Below are 19,930 nucleotides of genomic sequence, written 5' to 3' on the forward strand. Positions count from 1 at the left end.
ACAACTACCTCCCTACTTCGATTGATCTTCCTGCTGTTTTTTCTGCTCTTCTTGTTTCTTTTTCTCGGCTTCTGCAGCTTTCTGTTCTTCTTCCTGCTGCATGGCCGCCTGTGCCTCCTCAGCTTGTTTCTCTTCTTGCTGCTTGGCTGCTTCCGCTTCTTGCTGATCATTTTCTTTCTTAAATTCTTCAAGTTCGTTCGCTACTTTATCAAGCTCCTCTTGCTTTTTATCAGCCGCTAAATCGTTGTCTGTCTTTAGCTGACCTTCGTATTTCATTAGTGCATAGATAATTAACGAACGTTCTTCTAACAACCTGCTGACTTCTAGCGCTTTTTTGTTGTCTCCTCGGCCAATGTAAAACCAATAGGCAAAATACTGAGGATCTGACTGAAGCGTAATAGTCTTTAAAGCATTTGCTTTTTGCTCCTCACCTAACTTTTCATTAACAAGATAGGAAGTTGCTATTTCGTACTGCACAATTTTAGGCATGCTTTCAATGTCATAATCTTCAAGTGTATCGACTACTTTGCTGTAGTTTTTTTCAAGAAAGTATTCGTTGCTTTCTACAAATGCTTCTTGTTTCGGCTGAGCAAAAAAATAAGAGTAAAAAGTATAAATAAGAGCTGGAATTAATAAGACAAGTATACCCACAGATGAAAACTTAAAAATGGTCCAGCGTTTTTGAGGAAGTTGAACAAGTGTCTTTTGATGCTTTTCAATTTGGGTTAGCTTATGCTGAACAAATTGACTCAACTCTTCCTCATTGCTGATATGCATTATTTTTTTAGCGTCTTCTTTTAATTGCAAGGTCTCATATAACTTAAAATACTGTTCAAATGTATGCGATGAGTCAACGGCTGCTGCTATCGTAGCCTTTAACTCTTGAAAACTTTGTTCCCCGTTAGACTCATAAGGAGGTAAACTTTCTTTCACTCCATAATGTAAAAAAGCCGGACTTAAACTTTTATCAAAAATGATATTCTCTGGACAAATCAACAAATGCAGCCTTGAAAAAGAATGCTGCTTTACCTGTTTGATAAGCTGATCTGCAAACAGCCACTTTTGCTGTTCTTCTCTTCCTCTTAATGCTGAAAAAGGTTGAAATTCAGAGGTAGGCTTAATTGTTATTTTAAGTTCATCATCGCTCATCATGATTTCTTTTTGAAAATTCGTGTTTACATCCTTTAACATTTCAATTTCAACAGAACGATTAAGTCGAATTTTTTCTTTTTGAAAAACAAATGTATATTCATTATTATGACGTGTCATTACAGCTTCGAGCTGTTCTTCTAAGTAAGTCGGTTTCTTCTCTGACATTCTAATAGACTCCTTTAGAGAATTTCGATACAATCACCTGTGGTAATTCCGCAGTTAATCATCGTCTCATTTCCCGAGAAAATAAGATTTTTATTTGAAACACGTATCCACGCACCGTCCTTTGGTGATTGAGTAATCTTTTTAGCTTGCCAAACGATCTCGACTACTTTTTTGAGTGAATGATAGTTTGATAGTCGCAAATCGAACCGATCACCTGTATAGTGCTTTAAGTCTACTGTTACTTCTATATACATAGGGTTTCATCACCTCAAAACATAGAAAAAGCGCCTTCATCTTTTGAGAATAGGGCGCTCCTTTTATTACTTCACTTAGATTATTAGATGAAGTTAACCGCGGATTTGGCTAGCGATTTGGTTATCTGTATCTTCAAGAACGTTTGCAGAGTCATCTAATTGCTTAGCAATCTTTGTAAGTAGGTTAGACATTTCAACGAAAGAAGGCTTTAATTCTTCGTATTGAGCAGCAAACGCTTCGCTTGAAGCACCTTCCCACATGTCTTGAAGTTGATTTTTCATTGTATCAAGACGACTTACTAATTCTTGAACTTGACCGCTTTCGTTAGTATAACGACCCGCCATGTCGCGAAGCTCTGCTGGTGTTACGCGAATAATTCCTGACATACATATCTCTCCTTCGGTTTATATATTTACTATTATTGTAAGAAACTCTAGTGATAAGGTCAAAGGTTACTTGCAAAAGCCTCCAAAAATGAGAATATGTATCTACAAATACCCCTAAAAAATGCAAATAAAACCTAAAAAACCAAGATTTTGTTCTCATTTAAACCTTTTCCATTTGATCTATAGGTACCTATTTAAAGGAAAATAAAAACTATAAGACTATTAAATTACATTTTTGTTCATTATCTATAAAACTCTTTACTAGTAATAAAAAAGCAGCAGCCTATTTAAGGCCCTGCCTCTTTATATATCTTCTATTTATTTAAGATTCAGACATGCTTTGAAAAAGCACATGCGCTTTTTATTTTTTGGCTACTGCTTAAAATAATTTTGATCTTCTTTTAACATCCTTATTTCTTCGGGGATGAATAATTTTGAGAGAGGCGTGTCAGGGTTAAGTAATATCGCTATTTCTTCATTTAATACAGGCAGCATATCCTTAAATGATACGCATACGGTCTTTTCATCTTTCAGCATCTGTTCAATCGGATATTTTGACGAAAAAACAGGTAAATATCGGTACGCTGCGCTTTTCATCGTCTGAACGTAGTGCTCTGCAATCAATATATCTGATGCTCCATGCTCTGAACTAACAACTAGCCATAAATTGCTATTCATTAAAGTTTTATAAAATTGAGCAATTTTCTTATTATCTTTCATTGCTTCAATTAACGATTTTTCTAATAAGTTAAATGTATATTTCATTGCCGAGACAACCCTGTAAGGAACTGTACCATTTCACTTCCAGCGCCATCATATACTTCATTCATTCTCTCTTCACTTCCTCTGTGCTGTCACTAAACATAATGTTTGAAGGATTCATTTCCTGACTTAAAATGCCCAACCCCATTTGAATAACGCCATAAGTAAAAAATTCCGTTCGACTGCATGTAGAACCATTCACTACTTTTTCTTCCCAAGACATAGAAAGCGAATTCCACATAACATTAAGAGTACCTAAAGGTTTTTCAATCGTTCTATGCATATTGTCATACGTATTCCATTCTTTTAAGTTCTTTATGTCATTCCACGTATCTTGTGAATGGGTGCCCCCATCGCTCCACACGCTCGACCAAAACTCCGTCCAGCCTGAAGAGCCTTCTAGCTCTCCATCTGCTTTTCTCATTTGTTCTGCAGTGTCTTTTACTAATAAATGTGCGTTTTCCGTTAGCGAATCAAGTTTGCGAATCATATGCTGTAACTCTTCCTGCAAGTCCAGCACTTTATCAATATCTGCAACAGACAAGAAATGTAGATTTGTAGCTTCCCAGCTTAGTTTTTGAAGTGCATCAGCCGTCTGTGAATGAGAGTGCTGAATTCGCTCTGCAAACGTCTGCAGCACCTCTGGATTTACTTTTATCTCCATGTATGTCCGTCCCCCTATCTCTTGTAAGCCTTCAGTCATCATCCAAACATTTTTTAAGCCTATACGGAAAGACTCACTTTCTAAAGGAGTGAGTGGATAATGTTATTTATTACGCCGATGCTAACTCTCTTAATCGTGAAATTTCTAAGCGTAAAGTTTGAAACAATTCATCCCTTACGTCGTACAGATGAAAAGTAGATTGCGTAATATCATTATAAATATCCTCATATGAGCTCTTAGAACGCCCTGACCAATCTGACGCATATTGTTGGTGCGAATTTTGAAACAGATAGATACCCTCTTCAAGAAATTCCATGATACGTTGAACTTCATGTAAATATGATTCTAATTGATCTGCATCTCGACTATATTCTTTACTTTTTCTTCTTCGCTCTATGTCGTCAAAGAGATCATCAATTGCATCCATAAAATGTCCCCACGTCCTTCTTCCTCTTTTATTAGAAGTCTCTTAAAGTAATGTTAAAATAAGGTTACAAAAAACAAAATCCATCATTCAAACTATTTTCATACCTAGGAAAAAATATCTACATTTCTCTCTTTTTACTTATTTATACAGGTGAAATAGAGAAAATAAACAACGCCAGGCTGCTGTAATAAAGCAGTAGACGTTGCTTTTTAGGTTGTGACACTGCTGTTATAAAAGGAAGAATACCTAGTTTACATTCGACCTTTTTGTTTCTTTTTCTTGTTAAATGGCTTTTTTGAAGGTTTTTTAGCTGTACGGGACTGCTCTTTTGTTCCTTCATCCACTATTTCACCCATATAAAGCTCTTTTTTCACTAATGAAAGTTGAAGTTCACGTGCGATTTGTTTTAAATTTCGCTCTTCACGTTCAGTCACAAGAGAAATGACTGTACCTTCTGCTCCCGATCTGCCTGTTCTACCTGAGCGATGGACGTATTGATCTGCATCTTGAGGAACATCGATGTGAATTACATGCGTCAATCCCTTAATGTCTAATCCTCTAGCTGCGACATCCGTTGCTAATAAGACAGGGAAATCTCCTTTTCGAAACCCTTTAATCGTCGTAGCACGATCTTCTTTTTTCGTTTCACTGTGTAAAGAACCTGCTTCTACACGCTTAAATGTTAATTTTTCTTCAAACTCGATTAGAGTATCAATTCCTTTAAAAAAGGCTAAAGCTTTCATTTGTTCTTGACGAACTAGTTTTCTAAGCACGTCCACTTTATCTCTAGCTTCACTTTTGATGTATACATGCTCTACCTTCGAAGCCGGAAGTTCATCTCTTCCTACCTCTATTTCAAGAGGGTAGTTCATCATATCTTTCGCTAGCGATTTGGTACGTTCTGATACAGTAGCTGAGAAGACTAGGATTTGACGATCACTTAACGCCATTTTTACAATCTGTTGAACCGTTTGAACATGCTCAGGTACAAACAATTGATCCGCTTCATCAATCACAATTGTTTTGACTTCGTGCATCTTTAATTTCTTCATTTTAATTAGCTCGTTCAAACGTCCTGGGGTACCAACAATGATATTGGGACGTTTTTTAAGTTTTTCTAATTGCCGTTTCATATTTGCTCCGCCAATAAACGCAGCGCTTGAAATACCGCTTCCCTGCGACCAAGTTTGAATTTCACCGTGAATTTGCATAACCAATTCATGGGAAGATGCTAAAATAACAGCTTGAATATGAGATGGTCCCGGCTGAATGCGATGTAAGACAGGCAACAGATATGCCAGCGTCTTTCCTGTTCCCGTTGGGGATTCTCCTATTACATCTTTATTAGCTAAAATCTCTGAAATAGCTTTCGTTTGAATGGCAGTAGGCTCATTGAACCCTGCTTTTTTCCACGCCTCTTGTAAAAAAGGCTGTAAAGTCTCTATAAACTGACTCATATCTATCTCCTTTTCCATGCTTTTCTCGATATTATAAACGATTTTTTTCATTTCAATTAAACGAATGTATCAGTGGCCATGTGCGTTAATACTGACCTTAATTTCTATTTATAAATAAACCTTTCTTATCCCAAGGGACCCTGTCAATCCGTCAGTAGAAAAATCGGTTGTTACCTTAACTTTTCTACATCAATAAACATAGCTTCAACTATGATACACTATTGCTTCTATAGAAAACAATATGATCCTCTTTATTATGGACGAAAACTTGTATAAGAAGGAGGTTTTATGTCCTATATGGATTCAGATGCAAAGGGCTCAGCTGCTTACTTCCTCTTTTTCAAGAAAACAGCCGCCTCTCTGAGCTACGAGAGGCGGCTGTTTCGTTCTATAATTGGCATATCAATAATAACCGTTGTCCCTTTTCCTTTACCGCTTTTAAAATGCATGGTACCTTGATGACGCTCCATGATTTTGTAACATACGGCCAGCCCTAAGCCAGTGCCAGCTTCTTTTGTAGAATAAAACGGCGTTCCTACTTGTTCAATCCTCTCTTGACTCATTCCGATTCCATTGTCTTCAAAGTGAATCAATGCTCGTGTACCTTTTTCTTCAACTGTTATTGTAATATGACCTTTCTCCATAATAGCTTCTACACCGTTTTTGATCACGTTGATGAACACTTGTTTCAATTGATTTGCATCAGCCGAAACATAAATAGGCCTTTTGGCTGTTTCTTTCAATAAAATAGAAACATTATTTAAATTGGCCTGCGCTTCCATTAGCGTAATAACTTGTTTTAAAATCTCGCATAAATTGGTCTTTTCAAAAGATACATGCTGCTTTTTTCCAAGAATGAGCATTTCACTGGAGATTAAGTTGATGCGGTCGATTTCAGACATCATAATATCTAAATATGTGTCATTTGTTTCCTTAGAGGCTTGCATAACCTGTACAAAGCCTTTTAAAGAAGTAAGCGGGTTTCTAATTTCATGTGCGACGGCACCTGCCATTTGTCCAATAACGGACATTTTTTCCGAGGTTATCATAAGCTCTTCATCTTGACGGTATGTAGTAATATCACGTGCAATCATAAATACACCTACTACCTGCTTATGAACGATGATGGGAAGCAATGAACACCTAAGCAGCCGTCTTTCTCGCTTTCTATTGATCACATTCATTTCGAACTTAGCACCTTTTCCATTCAGCACTTCTTTAAAATACTCTTTACACATATCAAACTCTTCAGCTGCGATAAGAGCTGAAGGTTTCATTTTTCGTAATTCTTCACTGGAGTATCCAACGATTCCTTCACCTTCTGGATTAGCAAGAAGAACTTCACCCGTTTTACTTATTTCAAAAACGCCATCGGGATTATGTTTGAATAAAGATTGATAGTGCTGATTGCTCGTTTGAAGTTCGTGTTCTTTCACTACGAGCTCTTGCTGGGACTCCACTAGTTTATAAGCTCTCCTATATACCAACCCATACAAAATAATCCCCGTAGCTAAAATAAAAAGCCAACCTTTGTATTGTTGAAAAAAAATATATACTTCAAAACGACCTTGCGCTAATGTTCTAGATATATTATCAGATATCAAGATCCATACAGCGCCAATAATGATATATATAATTGAAATTCTTAAAGCTACTTTACGCGCGTGTTTCACCAAATTTTAATCACCTGTTTATCAATATTGATCCCCTGTCTTATTGTCTTTATATGAAGTGTTCACTTTTTGTAGCCATTTCATGCCGTTGTAAAAAATTGATGAATGGCCTGACCTAAGTTACTAATAGATTTTACATTTGCTTGAAAATGATACTGGTGAAGCCATTGACTATGATCGGGTGTCACACCTGTTAAATAAATCTGTACACCCATTAGCTGAAATTCCCATATTAAATGTTCTAGGGCTGCAACACCTCGTTCATCAATTTGACCTATTCCATTAAAGTCAATGATAACTCGATCAACCGTTTCCTCATCTATTTGTCTGAGCAGCCGATGTTCATTTTTCATGATGACTTCCTCAAATAAATCGCCAAACAGAGGTATAAGCACCATGTTGTTCGATAAATGAATAAACGGTCCCGACAGTTCTATAACTCGGTTCATTGCTTTTTCTAATCGTTCTTTTTGCAGCAGCAGTTCTAAGTCTGTTTCAGATAAACGCGCTGTATGTTGTTGGATTTTTTCTGAAAGAATTCTAATTTGAGAATCTTCCTCTACACATATCACATGCGCCTTATCTTGCTCCCATTTGCAATTCACGGTATAAAGAGACATCTTAGCTTTGTGCGAATGCATGACTAATTCTGTTTTTATTTTTTTCTTCTGCCCTAATCGTTTTCTAGCTTTGATCTGACTATCTTCGTCAACAATTTCTAAAAAATGTTGAACCTCTCCAAATAAAGCGGCTGCTTCATCAGATTGCGCTAGAATATTCATTTCCTCATCCATAATAAAAACAGGAAGCGGAGCATATTTAATAGTCGACAACCTTAATCCCCCTAATCGATTGATAATGAAAAAACTCTTTCAACTCCTCTAACTGTGCAATAAACCGAACTTGATTTGTTTGAGCAAGAGGAAACTTATAGCTTGAAACTACTCGACCTCCAACTAAAATAAGCGGCTGATGTTTTGTCTTTTGTAATCCTTCTATATATTCGTTTGCTTTTTCTATATGATGAGTTAAACTGAACGAGATTCCTACTAAATCAGGTTTCCATTGTTCAACAGTGTGCGTTGCATGTAAAAGCGGAGAATCTGCTCCTAAAAGTTTCGTCTGCCAGCCGTGCTCTTCAAAGAGAATGGAAATCATTTTTAAACCTAAAAAATGCTGTTCATTTTCTATACACAAAAACAGACCTTTTTTTTCATTTTTAATAACTTCTTTTTCTATACACAATTGATAGCGTGACAAAACATAGTCACAGGTAGTAGTAGCTAAATGTTCATCAGCCACTGAAATTTCATCTTCTTCCCACATCATACCGATTTGAGCCATCGACACTGAAATGAATTGCTGAAAAATATAAAATGTATCGAAACCCTGCTGTCTTTTTTTCCACACAATATTCCAAGCTTCATCTTGATTCCCTGATAACAGTAATTCAGTCAAGCGTTCTATGCTTTCAATCAAGAAACCACCTCTTTTTCAGTCAAACGACTTGTTTTTTCCTTTGTTATTATCAACCATACCACTTAACTCACCCGCACTCTACAGTAAAATATTCTCACACTGACAAAATAGCACCGGACGTCTCTAACAGGTCAATCTCTTTATTTTTCAAAGTCAACGAGGTAGTGATGCAGCAAGTGACGGTTTTGTTCATTGTATAAGTACGCATACACAGGTCGTCCTATTGTGCCGTAAGTCATTCTTTCCCCAAGAAGACCTATATCTGTTAGAAATTTTAAATATTTCCGAATAGATACTCTTGAAATTCCCGTTTTTTCAGCTACATCATCAGTCGAAAAAGGGTGATCTTTAAGATGCTCAATGGCTTCTACGATAACTTCTAATGTTCCTGTCGTTAAACCCTTAGGCAACGGCTCTACCCGAGCTTCTTTTATTTTTTTATTAGACAGCAGCCCGTCTAATTCCTGTTGGTTAAGCTGAGGTTGCTGTTTTAACGTACGAAATGTTTGTTTGTAAGCCGAAAGTGCTTGATAAAAGCGTTCAAATGTAAAAGGCTTAATCAAATAATCAATTGCTCCGTAGCGTAGAGCTTGCTGAATCGTTTGGGCATCCGAAGCAGCGGTGATAAAAATGACATCTATTTCCTCTTGTTTTGTTCGAATCTCTTGTAAAACTTTCAAACCATTTTGCCCAGGCATAAAGACATCAAGCAGCACTAAATCAACTTGATATTCATTTACCTTCACCAAGGCTTCATGACCCGAATGAGCAACAGCGACCACTGTAAACCCCTCTATCTCTTCAATGTACTTTTGATTAAACTGAGCAACCATTGGGTCATCTTCAACAATTAATACTTTAATCAACTTGATCTCTCCTTGTTTCGTACGGAATATCAATATAGAATGTGGTACCGCTATTTATAAATGAGTCAATGACGATTTGGCCACCTAGTTCATCAATCGTTTGCTTCACTAAATGCAGTCCAAACCCTCTGCTCGTGCCTTTTGTAGAAAAACCTTTCTTGAAAATCTGATTCATTGTATCGGAAGGAATGCCGCAGCCTGTATCCGTGACTTGAATCGTAAGTTTATTGTTTTTATAAACAAGCATAACGGACACTTTTTTAGAGGCTTGATGACAAACTGAATCAATTGCATTATCAATTAAATTTCCAATAATGGTAATGAGATGATGAGTAACGTGTGGATCTGAAGGTTCTGGAATAACTTCATCAGCGGAAAACGTCAGTTCTACACTTTCCTCTCTAGCATAACTCATTTTGCCCATGAGGAACCCTGCCAACGCATGATCTTTAATAGATTTAGTCACTGAACTAGATTCATCGACACGGTGATTAACAAGCTGATGAATATACGTTTTTAGCTCATCATAATAATTCATCTGCACCATTCCTAAAATCACATGAAGTTTATTCATAAATTCATGCGATTGTGCTCGAAGCGCTTCCACATACATTTTAACACCTGTTAGCTGTTCTGCTAAGATGTTAACTTCTGTTTTATCCCGAAACGTAGAAAGTGCCCCTACAATCTCTTCGTTTACTACTAGCGGAACCCTGTTAACCACAATGGCTACTCCATTTATGAATTGCTCTTCATCGTAATGAGATTCCCCCGTAGACAAAACGTCGTCCAGCCTGGAGGTGGGCATATATTCTCGAATAGACAAACCGATTGGCTCTGGCGCTAACCCTGCTTTAACAAATAAGCGGCGTGCAGAACGATTAGCAAGTGTAATATTACCTTCTTTATCAACAGCTATCACTCCTTCACGAACCGACTGCAGCATGGTACTTCTCTCTTCTAGAATTTTAGCAATTTCAGAAGGTTCCAAGCCAAATAAAATTTTCTTTATGTAATTCGCTAATAAAATAGCACCAAGAATGCCTACAAGTAAACCAATTAATGAACCTAAAACAATTCGACGATGCCCATCTCTAATTGCTTCATTTACATTATTCAAAGAAATCCCCACAGCTACTGCGCCAATTTGTTGATTTTTTTCATTATAAATAGGTGCAAAAGCGCGCAGAGATTTATCGAGCGTTCCTTTTGATACAGATACATAAGATTTCCCGTGCAATGATTTTTGCTCATCCCCTCCGGCAAACCTCTTTCCTATCTTTTTAGGATCTGGATGAGATTGCCGAATTCCATTCATATCCATAACAACGATAAACAAGACGCTTGATTTTTTACGAATTCGTTTAGTGAATTCTTGAATTGACTGAGGTGTTTTTGTCTCTAGTCCTTCTTTCACGTTCGTTGATTCTGAAATAATCGTAGCAATAGTCCGAGCTTTTTCAGCCTGTTGATCCCGAATATTTTTTCCAATTGAACTGCTAACTAATAAATCCGTTAACAATAGCGATAGAATCACCACCATGCATACAAGCAGCACCGTGATGCTTCGCAGACCCATTCTTCCGTGTTTCACATTCTTCCCTCGCTTCCCTGCTTTTCTTGTTTATAGCACAAGAAAAAGATCTTATCTAGAGTCAGATAAGATCTTCGCTTATTTAATTTCATTTTTACTGAGTTGATTAACATTTATACAGGAAGGTTAACAATCTACTTTATAGTTTCGGTCCTTTTCGATATTTAAACCATCCCATTTTATAAAAGGCAAAGACCATTACGCCTACAAGCCCAATCATAATGCCAAGTACAATAAAATAATTATATTTCCCCGTCAGTTCCGGCATATATGAAAAGTTCATGCCATAGAGGCCAGCAATAAACGTCAACGGTAAGAAAATAGCTGACATAAGCGTTAGCGTAAACATGATTGAATTCATACGATCCGAGTTAATGGACATAAAGCTTTCTCGAATATCATTTGACAAATCCCTGCTTGCTTGCATAATTTCAATCATATTTAATAAGTGGTCATAAATGTCATTAAAATAGCGAACCTGCTCTTTTGCTTTTAACGTATTGGTTGACATAATACGATACATTAAATCTCTCATGGGGTTTAAAATGCGGCGCATTCGTGACAAATCACTTCGGATGTCATAAAGCTGCCTCATTAATTCATCCATAGGTTCGTCTTTTGCATTGTCTTCAATATCGTCTATGTGATCTTCAAATTTATAAAGCACGGGGAAGTATTCGTCAACGGTATGATCTAAAAGTTCATACATGATATCCCATGTTCCATCTTCGGTAGCCTCAGGGTCTTTTTTGATAAGCTCCCAAACCCTAGCCACGCTCGTTAGCTTATCCATATGGTAAGTGACTAAAAAGTTATCCCCTACAAACGCAGATACTTCTAAGTGCTCAAGCTCTTCTTTATGAAGGGCATAATAGACTAAAAAATAATGCTCATCATACAACTCAAATTTAGCGCGCTGACCTTGATTTAAACAGTCCTCAACTGCTAAAGGATGAAAATTAAATTGTTCAAGCTGCTTTTTTTCTTCCTCGGTGGGATTGTAAAAATCAACCCAATACCATTGAAACTCATGGCTTGAACGAATCTCATTCATTTCTATTTCTTTAATAGCTCCTTCTTTGGTTTTAGCTACAATTTTAATCATAAGATAACCTCTGTCTTTTTTGATACTATTCTCTGCACATACCCTTTTTACCATTTTGTTAAACTTTTTTCTTTTAATGTACGTCTTTTCTCGTCTATACATACGATGATGGTGACGACAAGAGAACAAAACGGTGAGGAGGTATATCCATATGTATGAGTTTTACTCCCGGCACGAAGAATATTGGGAAGATGATACAAGGCTAGACGAACAGCTTCTAAGAGATATAAACAAAGCTGTAAACGACGAGTTTTCCGCTATTCACTACTATACACGCTTAGCAGAACTGGCTCCTAATAATCAGGTTCAACAAGCTATATTAGGTATTCGGCAGGATGAAATTAAACACTTTGACTGGTTTTCTAAAGCCTATTATGATTTATCAGGCAGCTACCCACAAATTTCATTAAACATAAAACTGCCAAATACTTTTCAAGAAGGGGTCTCTGAATCCACTAAAGATGAAGTAGAAACCGTTCCATTTTATCAATCAATCGCTAGAAGAATCACCAATGCTCGAATTCAAAGCCGCATTGTTCGAGCTGCGAGCGATGAACAGCGCCACGGTCAAATTTTCCGAACCATTCAGTCCCGCTTCTCATACTAAATAATACGCTTGCAGTCGCAAGCGTATTATTTGGTATGGTTTTATCATTACCTCTTACTTTGTAGCATTAAATTCTTCTTTGATTTTTTGGAGCAGCGTTTGATTTGTTAATACGTCATACCCTGTTAATGCCATTGTTTGTGCCCCGAGTATCATTGCTTCTCTTCCTTGCTCACTTAAAGCTGCTTCTCTAAATTCGTGCGTATGACAAACAAAATAATCATCACAAATTTGAATATACGGATGAATAGCCGGAACAACCTGACTTACATTCCCCATATCTAAAGATCCATGATCGCCTTGGTCTTCCGTAATGCTTTGTTCGCTCACGCCTAATGAGATGAGATTATTTGTATAGACATCGGATAATGTTTGATTCGTTTGCATATCATCATAAGAAAACTCATAGTTTGAGATTTTTAATTTTGTTCCCGTGGCTAGAGCAGCGCCGTTGGCACATGCCTTCACCTTCTCTGTCACTTCATCTACATATGCACGGGTTGAAGCGCGGACATAAAATTGTGCTACTGCATAATCCGGTACAACGTTGGCCGCCTTGCCTCCCTCTGTAATCACTCCATGAATGCGTACATCCGGCTTCACATGCTGGCGAAGCGCATTAATGCTGTTGAACGTTTGTAATACGCCGTCTAACGCGTTGATTCCTTCATGAGGAGCAGCAGCTGCGTGCGCGGATTTTCCGAAGAACTCAAACTGAATGGCATCCATTGCAAGAGAACGTCCGCTTTTTTGGTGACAGTAATAAGGATGTACCATCATAGCTACGTCTAAATGATTAAAAATGCCTTGCTTGGCCATCGTTACTTTGCCGCCTCGTGTTTCCTCTGCAGGCGTTCCATATACGTATACTTTACCGCCTGTTTCTGCAACTGCTTTACTAAGACCAATACCAGCTGCAATCGACATGGTTCCAATTAAGTTATGGCCGCATGCATGTCCGAGATCCGGCAAAGCATCGTACTCAGCCATAAACCCAATCGACGGACCTGGCTTTTGACTGTCATAAACAGCAGTAAAAGCCGTTGGCAAGTCACATGTACCAATTTCAACTGTGAACCCTTGTTCTTTTAAAACATCCGTTAATGCTTTGCACGCTTTGAATTCTTCGTGGCCAAGCTCAGGGTTTTGCCCAATATATTTGCTTATATCATAAAATGTATCCTGTAAGTTATTAATTGCTTCATTTATTAATTGTTTCATTAGTCGTACTCCTCTTTTAAATATTTAAACAAATTATAGTATATTTATTCGTTTTTTAAAAGCTAGTTTTTAAGACATGTTTTCCTATCACTTTAATATGCCTTATAATTAAACTACTAACTGTTTTAAAGAAGGTATGCATAATGATTTACGTAAAAAAATTCAATTTTTTAGGCGGTCGTATTATTAAAACAGGCATTGCCGTTTTTTTGACTGCACTCATTTGCCAGTCTATCGGCTGGCCATATATGCTCGCTGTTATTACAGCTATTGTTACGATTGAACCAACAGCTGCCGATTCTATTAAAAAAGCGTTCATCCGCTTTCCTGCTTCAGCAATCGGAGCTGCTTTTGCCATGCTTTACACATTTCTATTAGGAGTGACGCCGCTTACCTATATGCTTGTTGCTGTTTCTACTATTATATCCTGTTCTAAATTGCGTTTGCATGCAGGAACACTCGTTGCCACGCTAACAGGAGTGGCTATGCTGACGATTGTGCACGATCATTATTTCATCTCGTTTTTAATTCGTTTAGCGACCACCAGTATTGGGCTGCTTACTTCTTCACTTGTGAATATCATCGTTCTTCCTCCTAATTATACACCGATTATTACGAGGGAAATTCAAAATCTCTCAAAACAAATGAGCAGCGTTTTACAGCAAAGAGGAAGCGAACTTTCCCAAGTACATGCTTGTCATAAACAAACAAAGCTTCAATTTCAGCAGCTTTCCGCTGAAATTGAAAAAATTGAGACGCTTTGTGAGTATCAGCGAAAAGAATGGAAGTTTCATCATTTCACTCGTACAGCTATGAGAAAATTCCACTATGAATATAAGAAACTTTCTCTTATGAGGCAGCTTGTCTACCATATTGGTAATTTAATTTACTTGCCTGCTCATCAGCTGCAAAGTGCAAGACATCAAGTAATATGGGATACATTCATTTCCTTTCATAACGTCTTACAAAATGAACAATATAAAAGCTCTTTGCATCATCAAACGCTTGTTTTGACTTTAAAACAAAGGTTTTGGGCACATAAGCAGGAAGAAAACAGAGAGGATCACCCTTTTTCAACGGAAACAACAATGCTTTACGAACTGCTTGCAATTCACCATCTGCTTGAAGAACTACACCGTATTCATTGTTTGAAGGATCGATATAACTTAAATAACTCCTCTGTCTCGCTTTCTTCATAAAAAAATCCTCACATATGTGAGGATTTTCTTGTTTACGAAACTTGTGACTCATCTTTCTTATATTCTTTCTCCCAGTAGTCTGCATTTTTAATTCCTAGTTTAACGGGATCAAACACAGGGTCTACCCCTTGTTTTTTCTGAGCTTCATAGTCTTTTAATGCAACTAACGCAGGCTTAGCTAAAATTAAGATAGCAATTAAATTTAGCCATACCATGATACCAAGTCCCGCATCACCTAACGCCCAAGCTAGTGATGCTTGTTTAACTGACCCGTAGAACGTAGCTCCTAGAAGGACAAGCTTTAATGCAAACATAGCCCACTTTCCGTTCTTTCCGCGAGTTAGATAAGCAATATTTGTTTCAGCAATGTAATAATAAGCCATAATCGTTGTAAACGCGAAGAAAAATAGAGCAACTGCCACGAACCCAGCTCCGAACCCCGGCAACACTGTTTCAATAGCAGCTTGTGTAAATCCAGGTCCTGCTTCTACACCCGGTAAATTTGAAATAATAAATGAACCGCCTGGTCCTTCTGTGTTGTACATGCCTGTGAATAAAATCATAAACGCTGTTGCTGAACAAACGAACAGTGTATCAATATAAACCGAAAAAGCTTGTACAAGACCTTGTTTCGCCGGATGTGAAACTTCTGCTGCAGCTGCTGCGTGAGGTCCTGTACCTTGTCCTGCTTCGTTTGAATAGATGCCTCGCTTAACTCCCCAAGAAACAGCTAAACCAACAATTCCTCCAAAAGCAGAATCTAATGCAAAAGCACTTTTAAAAATAAGAGCGATAACTCCCGGCAACTCGGAAATGTTCATGGCAATAATAATAAGAGCTAAAATAATATACCCAAGTGCCATAAAAGGTACAACGAATTGGGCCACTCCTGCAATACGCTTAACGCCTCCAAAGATAATAAAAGCAAGAATAATAACTAATCCCACTGCTGTAACCGTTGGACTAACGCCAAATGCGTTGTCGATTCCAAGCGCGATGGAGTTAGACTGAACGCCCGGCATTAAGATACTCATCGCAACAAGTGCTGCAATAGCAAATAAAATGCCATACCATTTCATACCCGTTCCTTTTTCAATGTAGTACGCTGGACCACCTCGATATTGGCCATCTTGTTTAACTTTATAAATTTGAGCAAGTGTTGATTCGATGAATGCACTAGAAGCACCAATAAAAGCAACTGTCCACATCCAAAATACAGCCCCTGGACCTCCAAACGCGATAGCTGTCGCAACTCCAGCAATGTTTCCTGTTCCGACTCGTCCCGACAGCGCTAGAGACAGGGCTTGGAAGGAAGAAACTCCTGCTTCTGAACTTTTACCTTGAAACATCAGCATAATCATGTCTTTTAAGTGTCTCACCTGCAAAAACCTCGTTAAAATTGAGAAAAACAGGCCAATCGCAAGACACCCATAAATAACAGGCGTGCTCCACAGCACATTATTCAAACTCGTTACAAATTGCTCCAAACGATAACCCCCTTATTTTACATTCAGACTATTTTAAATTATAAGTTAAATTATAAATTTTAACAATAAAACTCTAAATTAAAACTAATTTTTAGTTAAAATATACAAAAAAACTTGTAAAATCCTCAAAAACATCCAACAATAAACCGTTTACATTCCGTAATTATTGCTTTCAAAAGAAGGGTATCTGCACCTTTCTTCTCAGGAACACATAGGCTATAGGAGTTATTTTCTATTAGAAGGTGTGAAAAACAATGATGAGAATAGAGCCTTTATTTTATCGTCCTTTAGCTCTAGACCTTCTTTATGCGTGCGTCTTAGCTTATAAGCAATACGCACAGGGAGGCACATTTGATGTACCTGAAGGCTACCGGCTTATTAAATCGTTTAAAGCTTCTGCCGTAGGGGTGCAAGAATGGTTTGGTTTTATTTTAGAATCTGATGACTCTATCGTAATTGCCTTTCGAGGAACTCAATCTGAGGCAGACTGGATTGCTGATGCTCGCATTAGGCAGCGCCCTTATCCATACAATCAACAAGCTGGTCTCGTTCACGAAGGTTTTTTAGCCGTTTACGAATCATGCCGTGATGAAATTTTTGAAACATATCAGTCCCTTACCCCCAAGCCACTTTATATAACGGGGCATAGCCTAGGTGGTGCACTCGCTGCTCTTCATGCCTTAGATGTCGCCACAAACGCATCTTTTCCGGAAGTTACAATGTACAACTACGGAGCTCCTCGAGTAGGTGATCCTCAATTCGTTCAAACATACACAAATCTTGTTTCAAATAGCCGCTGTTTTGTTAACACGACGGATACGGTTCCTAAAATCCCTCCGAAGCGCCTTTATTCCCCTTCCACCAAGCAAACGATTTATTACGATCAAGATCCTCTGCAACTCTCGTTTACGATTCAAACAGGCTCTACCGTAGGGAATCATAATCCCCAAACATACAGTGTTGGTATTTGGATGATGTCGGACTATCCTATTTTGGTCCAAAAATAAAAAAACAGGCGGACTGCCTGTTTTTTTTATGCACCAATTGCTGTTTTGATTTCTTCTATTTGTTCTTGATGACGCTTTTCATGATAGCCAATAAAATCAATCCACTGCTTTAAATCCATTAACCCAAACACAGGGTGTGGAAATGATTTTTGCTTTAGCTTGTCTTCACTTGCTGTTTCTTCTAGCTCTATTAAAGCCGCTCTTGATTCTGCCAGCTTACTCTTCATCTCTTCTAATGTCTGCTTTTCATTAGAAGGCGTAACTTGAGCCGGTGCATCTACTTTTCGCGAACGGTCTACCGCTAAATGAAACGGCTTATCTTCAGTTGGCTGATCCACACCGTTTTCTAACTGATCCTTTACACGTGAAACAATCATGCGCTCCATCAAATATAAATGTTCTAATACTTGCATAACGCTCCATGTATTAGATGCTGGCTGTTGATTTAATTGTTCATATGTTAATGATTCTACACTTCTCAATACATCATTTCGAAACTGTTCATTTTTATTCATTTTTCATCCTCCTCTAGGATTCCTCTAACTTATCGTATCAAAAAACTCTTCCATATAAAAAAGATATCCCTTTATTTAACCATGTTTTAGCTGCAATTGTTTCACGTGAAAAAATCACATTTTCTATTTGACATAGATCAACTGAGGTGTTATATTTAGATTTCTGGCTTTTCTTTAAGAGCTGGACATAGTGAAAGTAACTTGAAAGGATGTATCGTACAATGCAAGGTAAAAATACTGGCATTCGACACATGTCTTTGAACAAAACTTATTCACACTGGATCGGCTTCGGAGCCGTAAGGATGCAAGAGAGGTAGGGCTTGCGTCGTTTAGGTTAATCGATCATGTGGAAAAACAAACCGCGGCAATGGATGAAATCCATGCAAGCACAATCAATGCTAATTGTGCCCTAACAACAACGAAACATACAAAAACCGTAATCATGGATTTTATAAAGAAAGTAATCATTTTGTTTTTACACTTGCAAAAGCAAGTTACTGATAAGAAACACGAACAAAAGCGAGCAGATGCATCTGCTCGCTTTTTTAATGATACTTTTTATTTACTTTATCATTTCTTTTTTTAACAGATCTTATAAAAAAGCCGAAACCAATGTGGTTTCGGCTTTTTTCTTATTGCTCTGCTAGTACATCAGCAAATGCTTTTGCATAAGGAGGAAGGTCTGGCGGACGGCGGCTTGAAATAATGTGGCCGTCGATTACGACTGCTTCATCATGCCAAATAGCTCCCGCATTTTCCATATCATCTTTGATTCCTGGCGTACTTGTTACGTTTCGGCCATCTAAGATTTTTGCAGAAATTAATACCCATCCTGCATGGCAGATTTGGCCGATTGGCTTTTGCTGTTCATCCATATGACGAACCATTTCAATTACTTCAGGATAGCGGCGCAGTTTATCCGGCGCCCAGCCCCCAGGTACTAAAATAGCATCATATTCAGCTGGATCAACATCTTTAAACGCGTAGTCCGATACGGCTGGAACACCGTATTTCCCCATGTACGTTTCGTTTGCTTTTTCTCCAACTAAATGTACTTCTGCTCCTTCTTCTCGAAGACGCATCACTGGATACCATAGTTCTAGATCTTCAAAGTCTGCACTAACAAGCGCAATAACTCTTTTATTTTCTAAACGCATCGTAACACCTCCGCCATCAGTATAGCATGTTGGAGAATAAGATTGAAAATAAGGGACTAACTTGTACATAATTAAAGGATTTTTCAAGTGCTCTTCAGAAAATTTTTGTATGCCAAATGGTCTAATTTTATATTTCCTCTTGACTGAGGACAAACATCACACTACAATGTGTAGTGTGATGTTCATAATGTTATAAAATTATCCAAATAAGAAAGACTTTCTGATTTAATTGCTACATTTCTTTTTTCGGGCTTTCACACTACATAATGTAGTGTTTTTCAAATACACTTAAAGGAGGAAGTAAAGTGAATAAAAACGTCGAAATTGGTTCACTTATTATTCGTTTAGTATTAGGTTTTACATTTTTAGTACACGGCTTTCAAAAATGGCAAGGCGGGATTGAAAATACAGTAGGGTTCTTCGATAGCTTAGGAATCCCTGGTTTCATGGCATATATTGTTGCAACCATTGAACTTGTAGGTGGGATTCTTATTATTCTTGGCCTAGCAACAAGAGTCGTATCTGCTTTATTTGTGGCAGTTATGCTTGGCGCCATTTTTACAGCCAAGCTTAAAAGCGGATTTGTTGGCGGGTTTGAATTTGATATTGCCTTAATTGCCATGTCTGCTCACTTATTTCTTGCAGGAAGCCAGTTCCTTGCTCTTGATGCAGTGGTATTCAAAAAGAAAGAAACTGCCTTTTCTCTTCAAGAAGAAAGCAGTAAATAAAAAAAGAAAGCTTATACTCTCCCA

General features: G+C 37.8%; 22 protein-coding genes and 1 pseudogene. 6 read left to right on the plus strand and 17 right to left on the minus strand.

What is annotated here, in order from left to right:
- Window positions 1-12: 12 nt before the first annotated feature.
- The 10 genes from essB to ACFX4W_RS07460 all read right to left on the minus strand — a co-directional run bounded on the left by essB (window position 13) and on the right by ACFX4W_RS07460 (window position 8,420).
- Complete coding sequence (essB, locus tag ACFX4W_RS07415) at window positions 13-1,317, minus strand: type VII secretion protein EssB (RefSeq protein ID WP_043975721.1); 1,305 nt, start codon at window positions 1,315-1,317, stop codon at window positions 13-15.
- Between the two features lie 14 nt (window positions 1,318-1,331).
- A complete protein-coding gene (gene yukD, locus ACFX4W_RS07420) occupies window positions 1,332-1,571 on the minus strand; it encodes an ESX secretion system protein YukD (RefSeq protein WP_013055106.1) in 240 nt (79 codons plus the stop codon).
- 93 nt (window positions 1,572-1,664) lie between these two features.
- Entirely contained in the window at window positions 1,665-1,958 is a 294-nt protein-coding gene (locus ACFX4W_RS07425) for a WXG100 family type VII secretion target (RefSeq protein ID WP_013055105.1), read from the minus strand.
- A 372-nt stretch (window positions 1,959-2,330) separates the two neighbouring features.
- Entirely contained in the window at window positions 2,331-2,723 is a 393-nt protein-coding gene (locus ACFX4W_RS07430; protein ID WP_013055104.1) for an SseB family protein, read from the minus strand.
- A gap of 61 nt (window positions 2,724-2,784) precedes the next feature.
- Complete coding sequence (locus ACFX4W_RS07435) at window positions 2,785-3,384, minus strand: WXG100 family type VII secretion target (RefSeq protein ID WP_043975725.1); 600 nt, start codon at window positions 3,382-3,384, stop codon at window positions 2,785-2,787.
- Between the two features lie 109 nt (window positions 3,385-3,493).
- On the minus strand, window positions 3,494-3,811 hold the full coding sequence (locus tag ACFX4W_RS07440; protein ID WP_013055102.1) for a hypothetical protein: 318 nt from the start codon (window positions 3,809-3,811) through the stop codon (window positions 3,494-3,496).
- Between the two features lie 251 nt (window positions 3,812-4,062).
- Window positions 4,063-5,268 carry a DEAD/DEAH box helicase gene (locus ACFX4W_RS07445; protein ID WP_043975728.1) on the minus strand — a complete coding sequence of 402 codons (1,206 nt, stop codon included), beginning with the start codon at window positions 5,266-5,268 and terminating at the stop codon, window positions 4,063-4,065.
- 365 nt (window positions 5,269-5,633) lie between these two features.
- Complete coding sequence (locus tag ACFX4W_RS07450) at window positions 5,634-6,941, minus strand: ATP-binding protein (RefSeq protein WP_230184708.1); 1,308 nt, start codon at window positions 6,939-6,941, stop codon at window positions 5,634-5,636.
- Window positions 6,942-7,021: 80 nt separating this feature from the next.
- A complete protein-coding gene (locus ACFX4W_RS07455) occupies window positions 7,022-7,774 on the minus strand; it encodes an STAS domain-containing protein (protein WP_043975732.1) in 753 nt (250 codons plus the stop codon).
- The gene (locus ACFX4W_RS07460; RefSeq protein ID WP_043975734.1) at window positions 7,761-8,420 is read right to left on the minus strand and encodes a cobalamin B12-binding domain-containing protein; all 660 of its coding nucleotides are present in this window, start codon (window positions 8,418-8,420) and stop codon (window positions 7,761-7,763) included. Before ACFX4W_RS07460 ends, ACFX4W_RS07455 begins: the two co-directional genes overlap by 14 nt.
- A 196-nt stretch (window positions 8,421-8,616) precedes the next feature.
- On the opposite strand from ACFX4W_RS07460, the gene ACFX4W_RS07465 reads away from it, so the two are divergent.
- The gene (locus ACFX4W_RS07465; protein WP_377560525.1) at window positions 8,617-8,712 is read left to right on the plus strand and encodes a hypothetical protein; all 96 of its coding nucleotides are present in this window, start codon (window positions 8,617-8,619) and stop codon (window positions 8,710-8,712) included.
- A 241-nt stretch (window positions 8,713-8,953) separates the two neighbouring features.
- On the opposite strand, the pseudogene ACFX4W_RS07470 reads toward ACFX4W_RS07465, so the two are convergent.
- The 3 genes and pseudogenes from ACFX4W_RS07470 to corA all read right to left on the minus strand — a co-directional run.
- Window positions 8,954-9,319: pseudogene (locus ACFX4W_RS07470) on the minus strand (response regulator); the annotation flags it as partial.
- A complete protein-coding gene (gene dcuS / locus ACFX4W_RS07475) occupies window positions 9,279-10,865 on the minus strand; it encodes a DcuS/MalK family sensor histidine kinase (protein ID WP_043975825.1) in 1,587 nt (528 codons plus the stop codon). The gene dcuS and the pseudogene ACFX4W_RS07470, both read right to left, overlap by 41 nt.
- Before the next feature lie 154 nt (window positions 10,866-11,019).
- Window positions 11,020-11,985 carry a magnesium/cobalt transporter CorA gene (gene corA / locus ACFX4W_RS07480; RefSeq protein WP_043975737.1) on the minus strand — a complete coding sequence of 322 codons (966 nt, stop codon included), beginning with the start codon at window positions 11,983-11,985 and terminating at the stop codon, window positions 11,020-11,022.
- A 151-nt stretch (window positions 11,986-12,136) separates the two neighbouring features.
- Between corA and ACFX4W_RS07485 the strand changes: the two genes are divergently transcribed.
- Window positions 12,137-12,592, plus strand: coding sequence for a ferritin-like domain-containing protein (locus ACFX4W_RS07485; RefSeq protein ID WP_043975738.1), 456 nt, complete (start codon window positions 12,137-12,139; stop codon window positions 12,590-12,592).
- Between the two features lie 54 nt (window positions 12,593-12,646).
- Here ACFX4W_RS07485 and ACFX4W_RS07490 read toward each other — a convergent pair whose 3' ends face one another.
- Window positions 12,647-13,813: a M20 family metallopeptidase gene (locus tag ACFX4W_RS07490; RefSeq protein ID WP_043975740.1), complete on the minus strand. Its 1,167-nt coding sequence runs from the start codon at window positions 13,811-13,813 to the stop codon at window positions 12,647-12,649.
- A 143-nt stretch (window positions 13,814-13,956) separates the two neighbouring features.
- On the opposite strand from ACFX4W_RS07490, the gene ACFX4W_RS07495 reads away from it, so the two are divergent.
- Window positions 13,957-15,012, plus strand: a complete 1,056-nt coding sequence (locus tag ACFX4W_RS07495; RefSeq protein ID WP_043975742.1) for an aromatic acid exporter family protein — start codon at window positions 13,957-13,959, stop codon at window positions 15,010-15,012.
- Window positions 15,013-15,044: 32 nt separating this feature from the next.
- Here ACFX4W_RS07495 and ACFX4W_RS07500 read toward each other — a convergent pair whose 3' ends face one another.
- Window positions 15,045-16,499, minus strand: coding sequence for an alanine/glycine:cation symporter family protein (locus ACFX4W_RS07500; protein WP_043975744.1), 1,455 nt, complete (start codon window positions 16,497-16,499; stop codon window positions 15,045-15,047).
- Between the two features lie 254 nt (window positions 16,500-16,753).
- Between ACFX4W_RS07500 and ACFX4W_RS07505 the strand changes: the two genes are divergently transcribed.
- The gene (locus tag ACFX4W_RS07505; protein ID WP_013081488.1) at window positions 16,754-17,506 is read left to right on the plus strand and encodes a lipase family protein; all 753 of its coding nucleotides are present in this window, start codon (window positions 16,754-16,756) and stop codon (window positions 17,504-17,506) included.
- 26 nt (window positions 17,507-17,532) lie between these two features.
- On the opposite strand, the gene ACFX4W_RS07510 is transcribed toward ACFX4W_RS07505, so the two are convergent.
- A complete protein-coding gene (locus tag ACFX4W_RS07510; RefSeq protein ID WP_013081487.1) occupies window positions 17,533-18,021 on the minus strand; it encodes a DinB family protein in 489 nt (162 codons plus the stop codon).
- 346 nt (window positions 18,022-18,367) lie between these two features.
- On the opposite strand from ACFX4W_RS07510, the gene ACFX4W_RS07515 reads away from it, so the two are divergent.
- Window positions 18,368-18,607, plus strand: a complete 240-nt coding sequence (locus tag ACFX4W_RS07515; RefSeq protein WP_230184681.1) for a hypothetical protein — start codon at window positions 18,368-18,370, stop codon at window positions 18,605-18,607.
- A 46-nt stretch (window positions 18,608-18,653) separates the two neighbouring features.
- On the opposite strand, the gene ACFX4W_RS07520 is transcribed toward ACFX4W_RS07515, so the two are convergent.
- On the minus strand, window positions 18,654-19,178 hold the full coding sequence (locus ACFX4W_RS07520; RefSeq protein WP_013055087.1) for a type 1 glutamine amidotransferase domain-containing protein: 525 nt from the start codon (window positions 19,176-19,178) through the stop codon (window positions 18,654-18,656).
- 305 nt (window positions 19,179-19,483) lie between these two features.
- On the opposite strand from ACFX4W_RS07520, the gene ACFX4W_RS07525 reads away from it, so the two are divergent.
- Complete coding sequence (locus tag ACFX4W_RS07525) at window positions 19,484-19,906, plus strand: DoxX family protein (RefSeq protein WP_016762814.1); 423 nt, start codon at window positions 19,484-19,486, stop codon at window positions 19,904-19,906.
- The last annotated feature ends 24 nt before the right edge of the window (window positions 19,907-19,930 follow it).

It is taken from the genome of Priestia sp. YIM B13489 (assembly GCF_042787645.1).
GTDB classification, from domain to species: Bacteria; Bacillota; Bacilli; order Bacillales; family Bacillaceae_H; genus Priestia; species Priestia megaterium.

Bases quoted from the DNA above. Each gene is read 5' to 3' on its own strand.
- ACFX4W_RS07430 (WP_013055104.1), bottom strand. From the start codon at position 2,723: ATGAAATATACATTTAACTTATTAGAAAAATCGTTAATTGAAGCAATG.
- corA (WP_043975737.1), bottom strand. From the start codon at position 11,985: ATGATTAAAATTGTAGCTAAAACCAAAGAAGGAGCTATTAAAGAAATA.
- ACFX4W_RS07495 (WP_043975742.1), top strand. From the start codon at position 13,957: ATGATTTACGTAAAAAAATTCAATTTTTTAGGCGGTCGTATTATTAAA.
- ACFX4W_RS07520 (WP_013055087.1), bottom strand. From the start codon at position 19,178: ATGCGTTTAGAAAATAAAAGAGTTATTGCGCTTGTTAGTGCAGACTTT.
- essB (WP_043975721.1), bottom strand. From the start codon at position 1,317: ATGTCAGAGAAGAAACCGACTTACTTAGAAGAACAGCTCGAAGCTGTA.
- ACFX4W_RS07510 (WP_013081487.1), bottom strand. From the start codon at position 18,021: ATGAATAAAAATGAACAGTTTCGAAATGATGTATTGAGAAGTGTAGAA.
- ACFX4W_RS07490 (WP_043975740.1), bottom strand. From the start codon at position 13,813: ATGAAACAATTAATAAATGAAGCAATTAATAACTTACAGGATACATTT.
- ACFX4W_RS07485 (WP_043975738.1), top strand. From the start codon at position 12,137: ATGTATGAGTTTTACTCCCGGCACGAAGAATATTGGGAAGATGATACA.
- yukD (WP_013055106.1), bottom strand. From the start codon at position 1,571: ATGTATATAGAAGTAACAGTAGACTTAAAGCACTATACAGGTGATCGG.
- ACFX4W_RS07425 (WP_013055105.1), bottom strand. From the start codon at position 1,958: ATGTCAGGAATTATTCGCGTAACACCAGCAGAGCTTCGCGACATGGCG.
- ACFX4W_RS07505 (WP_013081488.1), top strand. From the start codon at position 16,754: ATGATGAGAATAGAGCCTTTATTTTATCGTCCTTTAGCTCTAGACCTT.
- dcuS (WP_043975825.1), bottom strand. From the start codon at position 10,865: ATGGGTCTGCGAAGCATCACGGTGCTGCTTGTATGCATGGTGGTGATT.
- ACFX4W_RS07440 (WP_013055102.1), bottom strand. From the start codon at position 3,811: ATGGATGCAATTGATGATCTCTTTGACGACATAGAGCGAAGAAGAAAA.
- ACFX4W_RS07435 (WP_043975725.1), bottom strand. From the start codon at position 3,384: ATGGAGATAAAAGTAAATCCAGAGGTGCTGCAGACGTTTGCAGAGCGA.
- ACFX4W_RS07445 (WP_043975728.1), bottom strand. From the start codon at position 5,268: ATGAGTCAGTTTATAGAGACTTTACAGCCTTTTTTACAAGAGGCGTGG.